The sequence below is a fragment of the Fictibacillus nanhaiensis genome (assembly GCF_049537595.1).
Classification (GTDB): domain Bacteria; phylum Bacillota; class Bacilli; order Bacillales; family Fictibacillaceae; genus Fictibacillus; species Fictibacillus nanhaiensis_F.
The window spans coordinates 743,978-758,250 of record NZ_JBMULM010000002.1 but is presented as its reverse complement, the minus strand read 5'-3'; the positions used below and the strand labels follow the sequence as shown (position 1 = coordinate 758,250).

At 38.7% G+C, this 14,273-nt stretch carries 20 protein-coding genes and 1 pseudogene; 9 read left to right on the top strand and 12 right to left on the bottom strand.

Annotation, left to right across the window (positions count from 1 at the left end; genetic code table 11):
* Positions 1-14 precede the first annotated feature (14 nt).
* Positions 15-1,238: an MDR family MFS transporter gene (locus tag ACOZ9X_RS15285; RefSeq protein ID WP_423418922.1), complete on the bottom strand. Its 1,224-nt coding sequence runs from the start codon at positions 1,236-1,238 to the stop codon at positions 15-17.
* 372 nt (positions 1,239-1,610) lie between these two features.
* Complete coding sequence (locus tag ACOZ9X_RS15280; RefSeq protein WP_423418921.1) at positions 1,611-2,243, bottom strand: DsbA family oxidoreductase; 633 nt, start codon at positions 2,241-2,243, stop codon at positions 1,611-1,613.
* 359 nt (positions 2,244-2,602) lie between these two features.
* On the opposite strand from ACOZ9X_RS15280, the gene ACOZ9X_RS15275 reads away from it, so the two are divergent.
* The gene (locus ACOZ9X_RS15275) at positions 2,603-3,262 is read left to right on the top strand and encodes a deoxynucleoside kinase (protein WP_423418966.1); all 660 of its coding nucleotides are present in this window, start codon (positions 2,603-2,605) and stop codon (positions 3,260-3,262) included.
* A 46-nt stretch (positions 3,263-3,308) separates the two neighbouring features.
* Entirely contained in the window at positions 3,309-3,527 is a 219-nt protein-coding gene (locus ACOZ9X_RS15270; RefSeq protein WP_144701313.1) for a hypothetical protein, read from the top strand.
* A 22-nt stretch (positions 3,528-3,549) separates the two neighbouring features.
* On the opposite strand, the gene ACOZ9X_RS15265 is transcribed toward ACOZ9X_RS15270, so the two are convergent.
* The 5 genes from ACOZ9X_RS15265 to ACOZ9X_RS15245 all read right to left on the bottom strand — a co-directional run bounded on the left by ACOZ9X_RS15265 (position 3,550) and on the right by ACOZ9X_RS15245 (position 6,950).
* The gene (locus tag ACOZ9X_RS15265) at positions 3,550-3,897 is read right to left on the bottom strand and encodes a hydrolase (RefSeq protein WP_423418920.1); all 348 of its coding nucleotides are present in this window, start codon (positions 3,895-3,897) and stop codon (positions 3,550-3,552) included.
* Positions 3,898-3,950: 53 nt separating this feature from the next.
* Entirely contained in the window at positions 3,951-4,886 is a 936-nt protein-coding gene (locus ACOZ9X_RS15260; RefSeq protein WP_423418919.1) for a magnesium transporter CorA family protein, read from the bottom strand.
* Between the two features lie 79 nt (positions 4,887-4,965).
* On the bottom strand, positions 4,966-5,340 hold the full coding sequence (locus ACOZ9X_RS15255) for a cupin domain-containing protein (RefSeq protein ID WP_144701317.1): 375 nt from the start codon (positions 5,338-5,340) through the stop codon (positions 4,966-4,968).
* 11 nt (positions 5,341-5,351) lie between these two features.
* A complete protein-coding gene (locus ACOZ9X_RS15250) occupies positions 5,352-5,774 on the bottom strand; it encodes a DUF1992 domain-containing protein (RefSeq protein WP_423418918.1) in 423 nt (140 codons plus the stop codon).
* Between the two features lie 219 nt (positions 5,775-5,993).
* Positions 5,994-6,950 (bottom strand): ABC transporter substrate-binding protein, encoded by a 957-nt coding sequence (locus tag ACOZ9X_RS15245; RefSeq protein ID WP_423418917.1) that lies wholly within the window; start codon positions 6,948-6,950, stop codon positions 5,994-5,996.
* A 184-nt stretch (positions 6,951-7,134) separates the two neighbouring features.
* Between ACOZ9X_RS15245 and ACOZ9X_RS15240 the strand changes: the two genes are divergently transcribed.
* The 6 genes from ACOZ9X_RS15240 to ACOZ9X_RS15215 all read left to right on the top strand — a co-directional run bounded on the left by ACOZ9X_RS15240 (position 7,135) and on the right by ACOZ9X_RS15215 (position 11,708).
* Entirely contained in the window at positions 7,135-8,145 is a 1,011-nt protein-coding gene (locus ACOZ9X_RS15240) for a FecCD family ABC transporter permease (RefSeq protein ID WP_423418916.1), read from the top strand.
* Entirely contained in the window at positions 8,142-9,185 is a 1,044-nt protein-coding gene (locus tag ACOZ9X_RS15235) for a FecCD family ABC transporter permease (RefSeq protein WP_423418915.1), read from the top strand. The genes ACOZ9X_RS15240 and ACOZ9X_RS15235 overlap by 4 nt, the downstream gene beginning before the upstream one ends.
* 16 nt (positions 9,186-9,201) lie before the next feature.
* Positions 9,202-10,020: an ABC transporter ATP-binding protein gene (locus tag ACOZ9X_RS15230; protein ID WP_423418914.1), complete on the top strand. Its 819-nt coding sequence runs from the start codon at positions 9,202-9,204 to the stop codon at positions 10,018-10,020.
* Complete coding sequence (locus tag ACOZ9X_RS15225; protein ID WP_423418913.1) at positions 9,995-10,753, top strand: IucA/IucC family C-terminal-domain containing protein; 759 nt, start codon at positions 9,995-9,997, stop codon at positions 10,751-10,753. The genes ACOZ9X_RS15230 and ACOZ9X_RS15225 overlap by 26 nt, the downstream gene beginning before the upstream one ends.
* An 88-nt stretch (positions 10,754-10,841) precedes the next feature.
* On the top strand, positions 10,842-11,126 hold the full coding sequence (locus ACOZ9X_RS15220; RefSeq protein ID WP_423418912.1) for a hypothetical protein: 285 nt from the start codon (positions 10,842-10,844) through the stop codon (positions 11,124-11,126).
* Positions 11,127-11,141: 15 nt separating this feature from the next.
* Positions 11,142-11,708: a hypothetical protein gene (locus ACOZ9X_RS15215; RefSeq protein ID WP_423418911.1), complete on the top strand. Its 567-nt coding sequence runs from the start codon at positions 11,142-11,144 to the stop codon at positions 11,706-11,708.
* A gap of 35 nt (positions 11,709-11,743) precedes the next feature.
* On the opposite strand, the gene ACOZ9X_RS15210 is transcribed toward ACOZ9X_RS15215, so the two are convergent.
* The 3 genes and pseudogenes from ACOZ9X_RS15210 to ACOZ9X_RS15200 all read right to left on the bottom strand — a co-directional run bounded on the left by ACOZ9X_RS15210 (position 11,744) and on the right by ACOZ9X_RS15200 (position 12,739).
* The gene (locus tag ACOZ9X_RS15210; protein WP_423418910.1) at positions 11,744-12,106 is read right to left on the bottom strand and encodes a cupredoxin domain-containing protein; all 363 of its coding nucleotides are present in this window, start codon (positions 12,104-12,106) and stop codon (positions 11,744-11,746) included.
* A 117-nt stretch (positions 12,107-12,223) separates the two neighbouring features.
* Positions 12,224-12,541 (bottom strand): annotated as a pseudogene (locus ACOZ9X_RS15205) (redoxin domain-containing protein); the annotation flags it as partial.
* Positions 12,542-12,556: 15 nt separating this feature from the next.
* Positions 12,557-12,739 (bottom strand): hypothetical protein, encoded by a 183-nt coding sequence (locus tag ACOZ9X_RS15200; RefSeq protein ID WP_423418909.1) that lies wholly within the window; start codon positions 12,737-12,739, stop codon positions 12,557-12,559.
* Positions 12,740-12,866: 127 nt separating this feature from the next.
* Here ACOZ9X_RS15200 and ACOZ9X_RS15195 point away from each other — a divergent pair, with 127 nt between their 5' ends.
* On the top strand, positions 12,867-13,568 hold the full coding sequence (locus ACOZ9X_RS15195) for a thermonuclease family protein (RefSeq protein ID WP_423418908.1): 702 nt from the start codon (positions 12,867-12,869) through the stop codon (positions 13,566-13,568).
* A gap of 52 nt (positions 13,569-13,620) precedes the next feature.
* Here the strand turns inward: ACOZ9X_RS15195 and ACOZ9X_RS15190 are convergent, their stop codons facing one another.
* Both ACOZ9X_RS15190 and ACOZ9X_RS15185 read right to left on the bottom strand, forming a co-directional pair.
* The gene (locus tag ACOZ9X_RS15190; RefSeq protein ID WP_423418907.1) at positions 13,621-13,902 is read right to left on the bottom strand and encodes a HesB-like (seleno)protein; all 282 of its coding nucleotides are present in this window, start codon (positions 13,900-13,902) and stop codon (positions 13,621-13,623) included.
* A 151-nt stretch (positions 13,903-14,053) separates the two neighbouring features.
* Positions 14,054-14,248, bottom strand: a complete 195-nt coding sequence (locus tag ACOZ9X_RS15185) for a hypothetical protein (protein ID WP_423418906.1) — start codon at positions 14,246-14,248, stop codon at positions 14,054-14,056.
* Between the last annotated feature and the right edge of the window lie 25 nt (positions 14,249-14,273).

The window sequence follows — 14,273 nt, the reverse complement described above, 5'->3', positions numbered from 1 at the left end:
GATCTTTCCCCTTTCTAAGTTGAAGCAGATTGTTGTTCTAGGAGCGTTTTGCGTATTCCTTCTCCATATTGAAAGAATGGCAAGGACAGTAATGAGATAAGCGTTAGAATGCCAAACACATAAAATCCATGTTCAAAGCCAAACGTACTTAAAAGTAAGCCGCCAATCCATGGCCCTGCACTAAAACCAATCGATCGAAACGACATCGCTCCAAAATATGTGCCTCTCATATGCTCAGGCGCTAAATCATCTAAAAGCACATCACTCATAACGAACACAATAATTTCTCCTACTGTTAAAAACACCATACTGATGACAAGAAAAAGCCAACTCGTTGATAGTCCGAATCCAAGCAATGCAAGACTGAACGCAAAACTTCCGAAACGGAGTGCATTCATCGGCTGAAATCGTCTGACATAGTTCGTGACCGGAAACTGAAGTAACAGAACGGTTATTGCATTTGTAACAACAAGGTATGCAAAAAGCTTAACACCATTCTCGAACTGAGGTGCGTTTCCTATATATTGCGCGAGTGTTGTATCCATTTGTGACTGTGCCATCATAACAATTGTATTTCCGATCAGAAAAAAAGCAAGCACTCTATCTCTTGAAAGTACACCAATGGCAGACTTGATTGAGAACTTCCTCTCTTCCCCACCCTTTAAATCGTTGGAGTACCCTTTTAATGTGAATACAATTAATAACGCATATAGTAGATAAGCGATCGCCGTTATGTAAAAAGCTTGAGTTGAATTAGATGTACCTAGTTGCGTCCCTACAACCGGACCAATTGCAGCACCCACATTGATCGCAAAATATCGAGCATTGAAAACATGCAGCCGGTTTTCTTTTGTCGTTACATCGGCAAGCAAAGCTCTGGAAATGGGTTCAAACCAAGAACGGCACAGTCCGTTTAACATGTTTAACACAAAGAAATGCCATACAAGGTCAGCAACAGCAAATCCAACAAACACGGCACTCCATATGAAGATAGCAACTGTCATCACAGGAAGCCTCCCTATCCGATCAGATAGATAGCCCCCAAAGAAACCACCGAACGTACCCGTTAGAGCACTTACTCCAATTATCAATCCAACCATAGCTGGATCAATCCCTTTTTCGTTGTACAAATAAATGGCTAAGAATGGCATGGTCATAAAAAATGCCGCTCGAGTAAACAATGTTCCAGCAACAATTACGATGACTGCTGGATGCCACTTTTTAAGAAAATCTCTCATCCCCATTCCTTCTCTCTTCTATTCTGTTACTTACTCTATCATTTTTTTAAGGACTAGAAAAAGAATTTTTAAAAATTTTGAAACTTTTCCATTTTTTCTTCGTCTTATATAGGTGTACCCCCCTTTCCCGAAAAAAGCCCTCCCCTAATTTAGGGCTTTTTTCTATTTAAACAATTGCCCTTTAGTCCATCAGCGCGACTTTGTCACAAAGTGATAACGTTTATCAAAAAAATCACATATTCGGCCCTTTTTAATGAGACCTTGCTATATTATAGACATCCCTATCAACAACCCCCTTTTTTCATTGTTAAGAACGAAAGAGAGCGCTAAGAAGATTACCTTCTAAGCGCTCTTTTTTCATTATTTTCACTTTTATTCACATTCGTCGCCATCACAAAATTCAAATTTTGCATCCCTGATTGCCCCTCTTAATGCACGTTCGATATTAGCTTGAGGATGCAGACCCTTCAATACTCTCTCACCAATAATAATAGTTGGGACTGCGGTAATGTTCAGGTCTTCTGTGGCTTCTTTCTGAATTCTCTCTCTTTCTTGCTTAAATTCTCGAGATTCCAATGCTTGTTGAAAGGACTTGCCGTCGAGGCCGATTTCTTCAGCAATGTTTTGAAGTACATCAATCTTTCCAATATCTTTTCCGTTTTGGTAAAAAGATTTAAAAACCAGATTTGCATATTCTCTTTCCTTGTTGTGCCTTTTAGCAAACAATAATCCTTCATGAGCAAAGAAAGTATGAGGTTGAGGAGATACTTCTGGCAGTATCATATCAACACCCAATTTCTTTGATAAAGGCTGAACAGACTCTTGCCAAGATCTTTGTAAATAATCTTCTTCAGGGCGTAATGTTTTCTGTGGAAATGGTCTGAGTTCGTATGGCATCCACTCAATCTCAACATCTTTATTTTCGGTCGCTTTTAATAATGGCGTTTCTGCTAAGTAACAATATGGACAAACAAAATCAGAATATACTTTTATTTGGATGGTCATGTTTAGTATCCCCTTTATTACAACTTCAGTTCTATCTTTTATTGTTTCACTTGTGACGCTTATGATATTTCCAGCTCAATCCCTGTTCAAGCAATAAGACTTATACAATACCGGCAAAACTCGGATTTCTTTAAAATACAGTAATGGTATTTGTTTCAGAATTTCCAGTATTTCAAAATGATTAATGAAAACAACCTCTGTTCACCTTTTGTATTACATGATATATTTAGAAAGGCTTTATCGCCTACATACCATATATTGATATTTAAAAACTTATGAATACATATGTTCTAAACAAGACGCATCACCGGCCAAAGTGCCAATGAAGCACCATTTTAGGAGGATATACCGTGATTTTAATGGCAGGTATGATCGGTACAGGTAAGTCTACATATGCTGAATTCTTGAGCGAGCAGCTAGGAAGCTCTATCTTTTATGAAAGTGTCGTTGACAATCCTATTTTACCCGATTATTACAAAAACCCGAAGCGATGGGCTTTCCCGCTTCAAATTTATTTCTTAAACACACGTTTTAAGACGATTCGTGAAGCTCGTACAAGTCCAGACAATGTTCTGGATCGAAGTCTTTACGAAGATTTAATCTTTGCAGAACTAAACTTTGATTCAGGAAACATGACACAGCTTGAATTTGACACATATAAAGACTTGCTTGAAACGATGATGAACGAAATCGACAAAACCCCAAAGTCACGTCCTGATTTGCTTATCTATTTGGATAGTGATTTTGAGACAGCATTGAGTAGAATTCAACAAAGAGGTCGCTCGTATGAGCAAGTAGAAGAGAACCCTGAACTACTGGCATACTACAAAACCCTTCATGCTAAATATAAAGATTGGATTATGGCATACGATAAAACCCCTGTATTGATCATTGAAAGTGATCAATATAACATATTTAGTAAAGAAGATCAGGATAAAATTCTTACACTTGTAACGAATGAACTGACACGTCTTGAATCATTAAAGCAACCTTCATTTCTTATGCATGAAAGCCGCTAAAACCACAAACACTACTAGGACAAACAAGGTTTAAGGAGTGAACATATTGTTTACAATGTTCTTTATTTTGTTATCTGTCCTTGTAGCCGCTATAGGTCTCTGGTGGACGATGAAAATCGCAAAAAAACAAAAAGTGTATACTGAAGATGAGGTAAACCCTGCTGTCTCGAGACATACGGCATTGTTGAATCCCGTTTTTATCGCACTAGCCGGTTTTACAATCGTAATTGGCCTCATCATCTACATTGCTTATTTTATTTATTAATAACGTAAAGACCAAAAGACATCTAGTCTTTTGGTCTTTTTTCTAAATCTTGAGGTTTCTCTGGATTCCAAAAACTCATACTTTCGATAAAACGCCTTGTTTCCTCTTGACCTAGGTCATGAATCATCTGATAGGCTTCTCTTAGTTTCTCATCATATCTGTCATTATCTGAGTCGTTTGAATAAGGGACATATGGTAAGTGCGATCTTACAAAAGTATCATTTGCTGTACTGTCTAATTCACTGAACTTCCTTTCAAGATGCCTTACATCTTCATCAGAAGCAGATATTTCAAACTGAAACGTTGAAACCGTTTTAATCGGAAGAATCTCACCGGTTTCCACATTAATGTAATACGGTCTTTTTTCCATTCTTCACGTCCTCCTTTTTCTTTATTTTCCTCAGCTCATACGTTTTTATGTAGTCACCACCATTTTTTCTTCTTAAAATAGCTCATGATTACAACGGGCAAAACGAAACAAAGAGTTAAAACGTAAAAATACCCATAGTGCCATTTTAGTTCAGGTATGTATTCAAAATTCATGCCATAAAGTCCTGCGATAAATGTAAGGGGAATGAAAACAGCACTAACGAGCGTCAACGTTTTCATAATTCGATTCATGTGATCAGACTTTAAAGACATTTGCAGATCTAAAATTCCTTTTAAATTTTCCTTAAAACTGTCAAAAGCAGTTGTTACTCTTGAGAAGGAAGATAGCAAATCTTTAAAATAAAAGCCTGATTCTTCATTTGCGTATTCGAAGTCATCATGACCCATTTTCTGTATGATGCTCTCTTCTGCTTCAACATATTGTCTAAGCTTGTGTAAGCGAGTCTTCCAACGATACACGTCCCGTCCGATCTCACGTTTTTGTGGATCGATAAACACACTCTTTTCGAGCTCTAAAAACTCATCTGAAAGTTGATCAACAACCTCTAGATAGGAATTAACGATATCCTTCATCAGATAGTACAACATATAGCTAACATGTTTCATGTGTTCTGGATTGTTCGTGAAATCTTTAACTAGCTGCTCCCTAAAGGAAATTTCGTGTTCACTCATAACAATCAAATACTTTTCGCCGATTAAAAGGTTAATCCTAATCGGTTCATAATTTTCAGTTCCCAGATAAAACGTTGAAACAACAGCATGATTGCTATAAACATTAAGTTGCGGATGTTCAGAAAAATTCATAAAAGCATTCTTAGCTAAAGGATGAAGCTCAATCTGCTCTAATATTTCGTCTTGATTCATTTCTTTAAGAGATTGATAAAACATCCAGATGGTTTCGTTCTCTTTTGGCATGTCAAAGTGTTCAATTCGTTCGGTTTGATTTGTAGCCTCTTTATACATTAACATCTCATGAACTCCTGGCCATTTTTTCTCTATCTTTCCCATAAATTCAGATTCACATGACAAAAAAAATAACCCTTCTTGTTTAAAGGGTCACTGTACTGATACTTTTTACTTTTTTCACAACTACTCTGTCTCCTTGTGCAGGTGGATGAGAAGTTAAAAGAAACTCAACAGGCAAACTCGATTCGTTTCGAACTTGATGGGTTGTCCCTGCAGGAATGTCTAATCCTTGATGCGCGCTAAGGATGATCTCTTCACCATCTTTTTCGATCAACAGTTCTCCGTTTAATACAAAGAAAAATTGATGGGAAAACACATGATAATGTCTCACCTCAGCTGTTTGAGGAGGCATTCTTTCTTGTATGATGCTTAGATTCTCTTGCTTCAGAAGGTGCCAGCCATCACATGCATCTCCCCATTGATAATGTTCTGCATTTAATGTACTTTTCTTTGCCATACACCCTCCAATTATTTATTCAAAACGTCCTCCAGGTTTATCTTCATCCTTTGTGCACTAGGTGGACAAGTTAAGTTATACTGAAAGACTTTTTGGTTAATGGTCTCTACGGTCTTTTTGATGTTGAATTCTACGGTATACGTTTTTATCTCTTCTTTTAGTACGTCTATCTCTTGACCAAGTTTCACCCAACTCGGGAGAATGTTATTATCTTTCATTACTTTATGAAGACGCTTCTCTGGATTATAAGTAAGATCTTCATCTAGATTAAGAGGCTTACCTAAGCCTTCTAAATCATCAAATGCACCTTCTTTACGGGCACGGTTAACGATGGCTGTAATGTGATCTTCATAAAACCAAGCATTCGTTTGCTCGTCTTTCATTAAGATTTCACGTTGCTTCAGTTCCTCTTCGAGCGATGGTTTTTTGTTCATTACAAAAACCTCCAGGAATAATTTATTCTATACTTATACATTATGTTTATTATTCCTATTCCCTTGGAAAACTTATGGCAGATTTATTGCAAAATTGTGTACAAATTAAGAACGCCGTTCCTCCGGGTCAACTTCATCCAAGTTCAATTATAGGTAAAAACTGGAGTTAACTAAAGAAGAAAAAAGGAAGCGACTACTCGCTCCCTCTTGTTTACACGATTATTTTTTTAAGAAGTACTTCTCAAGATCATCTAACATCAAGTTAGCAGCTTTTACTCCACCAGCTGTATTCCAGATTGCATCACTTACTTTGTATGCTTTGTCAGCTTTTACAACTTCAAGGTTCTTCCAAAGCGGATTACCTGTCCATTCTTTTTCCGTAGCAGTTGCTTTTCCGTCACCTTCTTCATAAGTGAAGTAGAACAGAATATCACCATTCATATCAGGAATACGTTCTTGTGTAACTTCTTCCATAAAATCATCCTTGTTTTGATCACCAGGACGAGCAAATCCAATTTGATCAAGAATCACACCTGAGAAAGAATCTTTGTGATAGATACGAGATGTTCCTGGCAAGAAACGAACGACTGAAACTTCTGTTTCTAATTGATCTGCTGCCTCTTTCTTCATATCTTCAATACGCTTGTCGAATGCAGCTAGAACTTCTTTTCCTTTTTCTTCTTTATCTAAAGCTTTTGCGTATAATTTAAAGTTGATCTTCCAATCACCACGAAGCTCTTCTGCGAAAACAGTTGGCGCAATTTTATTTAGTTCGTCATATTGCTTTTCTTGACGCTGCTTGTTTCCAATGATTAAGTCTGGCTTTAAAGCTGCGATCTTCTCAACGTTTACAGTACTCTCATCACCTACGACCTCAACGCCATCCATGTCACTCTTGATATGGTCATACCAAGGATCACCTAACCAAGATTTAACAGCTCCTACCGGTTTTACGCCAAGAGCAAGTACGGCTTCAGTACCTTCGTTTGTTAAGACAACTACTCGCTTGTTTTCCTTAACCTCTGTTGTACCCATCGCATGTTCTACTTTATAGGAAGCAGAAGAACCTTCTGACTTTTCTTCTTTTTCTTTATCTTTTCCTCCACATGCTGCTAGTGCAAGCATTAACGTTAACACAGCTGCGAATGCAAGCCATTTATATGTAATTTTCTTCATTCGATTTTCTCTCCCCTTTTTATAATCTAAATGATAATGAGAATCAATTACAATTCGTATCATAAACTGATATGAATACGTTGTCAAGAACTAAATGATAATGATTTTCAAAGTCATTGACAGATACACACTTTACTTTTAAACTGATAAATGAGAATAACTTTCATTATAAAAAGAGGCTCTAATGAACGGTATATTATACGGAAATAAAATTAAAGCAGTTGGACTTATACTAGGCGTAATGATTGCGCTAATCATTATGGTGCAGAGTGTGGTACTCGGTTATACGAATACTTCACTTAAACAAGCCATTGAGGCGTATACTGCTTTTAACGGCTCGAACGAACATTTGATCATCCAACTTTCTCGGGTTCCGCGTTCACTTGTTGGTATGGCTGTTGGAATCTCGTTGGGGATTGCCGGAGTCCTCATGCAAGCGCTCACTCGTAATCCGATAGCTTCTCCAGATATCTTTGGTGTGAATGCTGGAGCCGGATTCTTTATTGTTTTTGGTGTTACATTCCTTGGGATCTCATCTATACAGCAATTTATGTGGATCGGTTTTTTAGGAGCTGCAGTTGCTGCAGGATTGGCTTATGCATTAGGTTCCGCCGGACAAGGTGGACTTACACCCGTCAAACTAACATTGGCAGGAGCTGTTATGGCTGCTCTTTTTGCATCCCTGACGCAAGGTATGCTCGTCACTAATGAAAAAGCACTAGATGAGGTCCTATTCTGGCTTGCCGGTTCAGTTGAAGGAAGAAAACTTTCTATGCTAGCAGCTGTCTTACCTGCGCTTATTATCGCTTGGGTCATATCCATCTTATTATCAAGGCAGTTAAACGCCTTTGCGCTTGGTGAAGATGTTGCCATCAGTTTAGGTCAAAAAACAGTAGTGTTTAAACTAGCGGCAGCTCTTATGGTTATCATACTAGCTGGAGGATCGGTTGCGATAGCTGGACCTATCAGTTTCATAGGGATCGTTGTTCCTCACTTTGCTAGATATTTTGTAGGAAATGATCACCGCTGGATCGTGCCATACTCTGCCATCATCGGTGGTATAATGCTCGTCGTTGCAGACATAGGAGCGCGTTATATCATCATGCCTGAAGAAGCACCTGTTGGGGTTGTAACAGCTCTGATTGGTACACCCTTCTTCATATATATTGTTCGAAAAGGAATATTTCAAAAATGAGAAAGTACTGGGTCTTACAGCGTAAATCATTTTCTTTTTTAGTTGATAAAAAAACGACTGTTAGCATATTTGCTCTCACTCTTGCTGCAGTAGTTGCTATGTTAATTAGTATCGGTGTCGGTGATATGTATATCGGACCGTGGGATGTATTTCAAGCATTAATAGGAACAGGAATTGATATAAACCAGCTCATCATACTTGAGTTTAGACTTCCAAGGGTACTGGTCGCTTTTATTGCAGGAGCCTCGCTTGCTCTTTCTGGTGCCATCTTGCAAGGTATTATCCGCAATCCACTAGCCTCTCCAGATATGATCGGAATAACTGGTGGAGCCGGTTTTGCAGCTGTCGCTTTTTTAACGATGTTCAGTGATGATTCTAACAACCTATTATTAAGCATCAATTATTTACCATTGTTCGCTTTCGGTGGCGCGACGATTGTTGCTTTCTTGATTTATATATTAGCTTGGAAAGACGGCGTAACACCAATACGTCTTATATTAATCGGAATCGGACTCATGGCTTTATTACAGGCTCTAACCACGCTCATGATGCTCATCGGTCCGATCTATAGAGCGAGTCAAGCCACAATATGGCTTACCGGAACGGTGTACGGTACATCCTGGAACGAAGTAAAAGCATTGCTCCCTTGGTTTGTAGGAATGTTACCTATCTTAGTCCTTCTTGTACGCCGATTGAACGTTCAAGGATTTGGTGATGATCTTACAAAAGGAGCAGGAATCTCCGTCCATCGTGAACGATTCTTACTTTTAATGGTCTGCACGGCTTTAGCCGGTTCAGCAGTCGCATTCGCAGGAGCGATGGGGTTTGTTGGACTTATCGGACCACATATCGCTAGAAGAATTACAGGCTCGTCGTTCGGTGGCTTGCTCCCAGCTTCGGCTTTGATCGGTGGCATCATGGTCGTTTTGGCAGACCTTGCTGGACGGACCTTGTTCTCACCTTTAGAAGTACCTGCCGGTGTTTTTACAGCGGCGATCGGTGCTCCCTACTTTATCTATCTATTATTTAAAAACCAATAACAGGAGTGGATGACAGATGGCTGTACTAACAACCTCTAACCTAACTTTAGCTTATGGAAAAGAACCGATTATCGACGAGTTGAACCTGCAGATTCCAAAAGGTAAAATCACCGTCTTGATCGGAAGCAATGGTTGTGGAAAATCCACTCTGTTACGCTCTATGGCAAGACTCTTAACTCCTAAAGGAGGCCATGTTCTGCTAAATGGTAAAGATGTAGCGAAACGGTCTACAAAACAAGTAGCAAAAGAACTGGCAATCCTGCCGCAAGGACCAATTGCTCCAGAAGGGTTAACTGTTCTACAACTTGTTAAGCAAGGCCGCTTTCCTTATCAATCATGGCTTCAACAATGGTCACAAGAAGACGAAAAAGCCGTAATGAACGCGCTTCGTGCGACAAATCTTATTCCTTATATGGAAACGCCTGTTGATTCCCTCTCAGGCGGTCAGCGTCAGCGTGCTTGGATCGCTATGACACTCGCTCAAGGAACAGAGACGATTCTATTGGATGAACCTACTACGTACTTAGACATGACACATCAAATTGAGATTCTCGATCTGCTATTTGAGTTAAATGAAAAAGAAAAGCGAACAATAGTTATGGTGCTTCATGATTTGAATCTTGCTTGCCGTTATGCTCATCATATTGTTGCGATTCAAGATAAAACCGTCTACGCAGAAGGTCCACCCGAAGAAATTATGAACGAACAATTAGTTGAAGATGTATTCCAGATGTCGAGCACCGTGATTCCTGATCCAGTTTTCGGCACACCAATGTGTATTCCATATGGAAAGGGGCGAGTCGTTCGACATGTCAATACTCCTCAGTACGCCTAAGTCAAACGGTTGGACAGCAGAAGAAAAAAATCATATCAGTTCGAACTATCGCTTCTCTTTTCAAGCACCATATGAGAATGAAGTTGTCGTTTCTGCCGAACAGCTGTTGAACGCTGCGCATCTGCTTCAGTTTTTGGATCAAACAGGACCGCGTATTGGTTCGAACAAACGCCCTGTAACGGCGTCTCTATTCTTCAAACGCTATGCGTTTTGCAGTTTAACTTCCTGTTTATATGGAATGACCATTCTTAATAAGTCATTCGATATGAACATAAAAAACGTATATCTTATTGATCACAACTCCGACAGCATGTGGCTTCCATCATTCACACTGAAAGATGCATCTGCTCGCATCGCAGACGAAAACAGAGCAGATTGGCGCTCATCTGTCATTGAAACACTTTTTAAAGAAAACATGTCTGTCATGTTGAATCATATTGCAAGCACTGCACGCATCTCAAAAGCAACTCTTTGGGAGAACGCTTGGATTTACATACGCTGGGTATATGAAACGTGGTTAACGGAAGAGCATTCAGCAGAAGTTAAGCAAAGAATCCAAGAAGATTATGCGTTCTTTATGGAAGCACCTGCTTTTCATTTTGGGTTAACAAAAAACCCGTTCCATCGTTTCACAGCTCCGATCGGCTGCGGGCCTACTAAGACCCGTAAGACATGCTGCCTTTATTACAAAACAGATAACGGGACTTGCTGTTCTACATGTCCAAAGCGATAAAATCGAGGTTTTCATTCCTCGATTTTTTGTTTTTTCTTGATTGATTTCGGGTAATTTAGTATAGATAGATTGATTGGAGGCGATTGTATTGATGTGGTTATGGATTTTCTTAGCAGTATGCGCAGCTGCTGCTCTATTTATTTTGATTCCAGGAATTAAAGCGATGAAAGAATCAATGGGTACCGTTCAACAAATGAAGAGCACAGGTGACAGCATTACCGCTCGGATGAATGATGTGAAAACACAGCAGCAACTTCTTCAAGAAAAGAAAGATTACTTAAGATATGACATTTACCAAAAGAAAAATAGTTTTTCAGCTGTTAAAGATGGGTTCACAGATTTAAAAGATACCTTTAAGAAAATAAAAAGCTAAAGGAATAAGATAATCATGCGGATTACAACTTTTGTAATGGCTGCGATCGAACAACCTGCAGATGAAACATTGAGTGAATTGACCGAAGAGGAATTGCCACCTTATAAAGATATTCCTACAGAACAACTGCCTTTTGTGGAGTTGCTGAAGCGAAATAATTGGACTCCGTTACACGTTCATTATGATAAAGCATTGTGTCATGTCATAGTTGAAGTTGAGGACATAGATTCCGTTTCATTAGAATTTCAATCCAGACTAGCACATGCTGATGGAGATGACGATCCACAAGTTGCACACTCTCTTCATTACATAGAATCAAAGCTGAACGGTAAACGCACCCGATTTATTTCAGGTTGGGAATCTCATTCTTTTGCAACGATTACGGAAAGTGATGAATTTGCTAAAACTATTCTTCTTCCTACGTCTTCTTGGCTCTATCTTTTGTATTTTGAACATTTTCTACATCACAAAGGGTCGGTTCCATCAGACCAGATGATGCCAAGATTATTAGGTAACCTGTGGGCTTCTACAGGAAATGAAGTTCCTTACAATAAGGAGCTTGTACAGATCAGAAAGTTATAATTAAAGCCTCTAGCAATTAGCTAGAGGCCCATTATTTATTTTACGACAAGTTTTGATACCATATCCGCATGACCGTTTCCACAAGGAACGCTGCATCGAAGAGTATATTCACCAGGCTTTAAATTTACAACATCAGAAGAACCACCTGTAACGTTCACGTCTTCTCCCTCAATCATGACCGCGTGGTTACCATCAACGTTTTCAAGTTTAAGAGCTACGTCTTTATTTGCTGGAATTTCATACTCTTTTTTATCAAATTTAAAATTACTAGCTTCAATTGTGATCGTTTCTTCCGCATTCTCTGTGCTTTTTTCTTTGTCTTTACTTCCACCGCAAGCTGCTAATATTCCAATAGCAAGAACTGCGATCGCTAGAAGCCATAAAGATTTTTTTAGCATGGAAAATCCCTCCTAGAGTCTTTCTACTTTCATTATAACCCCATTTTATAACAAGTAGTATGGAGATACTGTGACAGATATCATACCCGAAAAAAAAATAGTCCGTTAGTTTCCGGACTATTTTTCTAACTTTTTATATTCTTCATGAATCTGTTTAGACGTTTGATCGATCTCTTCTCCCCAATGGTCGTTCACCTTAGTCACGATAACCTTTCCTTTCTTATCGATCAGTGCGTAACCACGCTTAGCTACACTGTCCCCTTTCATATCAAGGTGATCAATGAGCTTAAATTCGGGATCTGATAAGAACGGAAATCCAGGTTTCATCTCTTGATGAAGGACAGACAAACGCTCAACCGTATCAGAGCTTACCGCATAAATATTTACATCCATATCTTTAAATTCACCAATATTTTTATTCAGCTGAACCAGCTGCTTTTGGCAGAGTCCTCAGCCAGCTGTTGTAAATAAAAAAATGAGTGATGGTTTGTCAGATGGAAAAACAACCACAGGTTCACCGTTTTGGTTCTCTAGCTTTGCTTCTTTTAATTTTGAATCATTTCCACATCCAGCAGCTACAAGCATAAGAATGATAGCTACGCAAATACTGAATTTTTTATGTATCTTTTTCATGCCAATCTCCTTTTGAAAAAATTTAAAACAATTAAGTATGGTAGTCTATAAACACTACGCTCTATCTTTTATTATAATGGTAAATGGTAGAGCATATACAATAAAACTTAAAATGAAGGATGTTTACATGTTTAAAACTAAATGGCTAGTGTCTATATTTAGTGTTGTACTCTTTATATCTGGGTGTAGCTATCTAGACTCTGAAGATGAAAAAAGAATACCTGTAAAGGTTGAAAAGGTTGTTGATGGAGATACGATTAAAGTTCGAGTTGATGGGAAACTTGAGACTGTTCGCTTTCTGCTGGTCGATACACCGGAAAGCGTTCACCCTTCCAAACCTGTCCAGCCATTTAGCAAAGAAGCTAGTACATACACAAAAAGTATGCTTAAAGATGCTAATGTTGAGTTAGAACTTGGAATAGGAGAAAGAGATAAATACGGTCGTCTTCTCGCTTATGTGTATGCAGATGGGCAAAGCGTACAAGAAGATCTGCTAAAGAACGGATTAGCACGTGTCGCTTATGTGTTTGAACCGAATACAAAATATGTCGATCAATACGACCGTATTCAAAAGCAAGCCCAAAAAGAAGGTGTAGGTATTTGGAGCGTAGAGAACTATGTTCAAGAAGAAGGTTATATATCTGATGAAGAAGAACAACCTGAGAATGCAACAAACCAAGAATGCACGATAAAAGGCAATATTAACTCTTCTGGAGATAAGATTTATCACCTGGAAAGTGGACGATATTATAAAATTACAAAACCAGAAAAATGGTTTTGCACAGAAAAAGAAGCCGTTGATTCAGGTTTCAGAAAATCTAAACAATAACAATAAGAAAACCGCTAGTGACTATTATTGAAGTCACTAGCGGTTTTCTATGTTAACAACAATCTTCCTGTCCGAGCATTACAAGACCTGATCCATATTTAGAATCTTCAAAGTCTAGTTTTAATGTGGTAGTCTGTTCTTTGATCCTTGGGTCAAAAGCCACTCGAATTCCGTTGATTTCTTCAATAATGTCTGAGTTTTCAGGCTCATCCAGAGCCAGACCAAGCTTAGGACCGCCTCAGCCCATACCTGAAAAGTAAACTCTTATTCCATTGGCGTTGTTCATTTCAAGCACTTCTTCTATATATTTCTTTGCGCTTAATGTTATTTCCATAACCATCACCTCTTACAAGAAGTATAACGCAGATGTGTGGTCATCGTCTAAAAAAGGGCTTTATTCATTGAGAATATACATAAGCTTTGGCAGGTGGCACACAACCATCATGTCCACCTATAATGGACATAATTAGAGAAAGTGTAATTGTCTAGGGACTGTCCCCCCCTCGCAGTTGTTTCAGCACTTGCTCGATATCTTCAGGTGAGAATCCACAGATTTCCATCGCTTCAGAGACTTTCGTTGCTATATTTTCTTTCCCTTGGTGCGCTTTAATGCGCAGTAGCAACTCATTAACTTTAGCTGCATCATATGTTTCATGATAACTCTTAATAAATGTGTCCATCTCCATTAACTCCTTTCGTTTTATT